This is a genomic window from Massilia sp. TSP1-1-2 (assembly GCF_049896185.1).
Classification (GTDB): domain Bacteria; phylum Pseudomonadota; class Gammaproteobacteria; order Burkholderiales; family Burkholderiaceae_D; genus Telluria_A.
In genome coordinates, this window is record NZ_JAFCTU010000114.1 from 1 (window position 1) to 1,103 (window position 1,103).

General features: G+C 62.4%; 2 protein-coding genes and 1 pseudogene. 2 read left to right on the forward strand and 1 reads right to left on the reverse strand.

The window, feature by feature from the left end:
* On the forward strand, positions 1 to 417 hold a 417-nt coding region (locus tag ACP7BV_RS27140; protein ID WP_426108009.1), incomplete at its 5' end, for a DODA-type extradiol aromatic ring-opening family dioxygenase.
* A 24-nt stretch (positions 418 to 441) separates the two neighbouring features.
* Entirely contained in the window at positions 442 to 867 is a 426-nt protein-coding gene (locus tag ACP7BV_RS27145) for a DoxX family protein (protein ID WP_426108011.1), read from the forward strand.
* Here ACP7BV_RS27145 and ACP7BV_RS27150 read toward each other — a convergent pair.
* A pseudogene (locus ACP7BV_RS27150) lies at positions 864 to 1,103 on the reverse strand (cupin domain-containing protein); the annotation flags it as partial. The gene ACP7BV_RS27145 and the pseudogene ACP7BV_RS27150 overlap by 4 nt on opposite strands.

Sequence of the window (1,103 nt, forward strand, 5' to 3'; positions counted from 1 at the left end):
GGACGAGTTCATGCCCATGATCGTGCCCATGTCGCCGGACACTTCGATCTGCATGCCGATGCGGGGATCGGCCAAGCCTTGCAGCCATTGCGCGATGAGGGCGTGCTCATTATCGGCAGCGGCCTGACGTATCACAATATGCGCGGCTTTGGCCGCGATGAATCGACCCGGGTTGCGGTAGCGTTCGAACGCTATCTCAGCGACGCAATCCAACAGACAGAGGGCGCCGCCAGGAACCAGTTGCTGGTCGATTGGCAGCACGCCCCCGGCGCCCGCCTGGCGCATCCGCAGGAAGATCACCTGTTGCCGCTGATGGTGGTCGCTGGCGCTGCGGGCAACGATGCAGGCAAGGTGCTGGTCGTCGAGAACGTGATGAAAGTGCCGATGGCATCGTACGAATTTGGCGGCGCCAGCTAATTTTTAGACAACAAGGGAATATTCATGACGATTAATCGCCCTCATTTGTACGCCACCGACGACAGCGGCAAGCTTGTTCTGCGCGCCGCACTTGCCATCCTCCTCCTGTTTCACGGCATATCGAAGCTGACAGGCGGCGTCGGGTTTGTCAGCACCATGCTGGCCCAGGCCGGTCTGCCAGGCTTTCTGGCCTACCTGGTCTACGTTGGCGAAATAGTGGCGCCGCTGATGATCCTGTTCGGCATCGCTACCAGGGCGGCGGCCGCCGTGGTAGCCGTCAACATGGTCGTCGCCGTCTTGCTGGTGCACATGGGCGACTTGTTCACACTGTCGGCAACCGGCGGCTGGGCGCTGGAACTGCAGGGCATGTACCTGCTCGCAGCCATCGCCGTTGCATTGCTGGGCGCCGGGCGTTTCAGCATCGGCGGCGCGGCGGGCCGCTTCAACTAGCGCGGGTAGGCAGCGCCGTCCTTGTGGAAATAGGCATCGGCCGTCGCGTCGTACACCATGTCGATGTCCGCATACACCACGCGCTCGTCCAAGCTGCGGAAACCGACTTCAAGGCATACCGCAGGCGCAGCGCTGCGGTTGACCAGATGATGGGCATTGGGCGTGTTGGCGGGAAACGCCGCACACTCGCCTGCGCACAACACTTGCTCGCCCTGATCGGTCACCAGCACCACCTC

What these genes read in the sequence shown, in the direction of transcription:
- ACP7BV_RS27145 (WP_426108011.1), top strand. Translation starts at nt 442, where the DNA reads ATGACGATTAATCGCCCTCATTTGTACGCCACCGACGACAGCGGCAAG.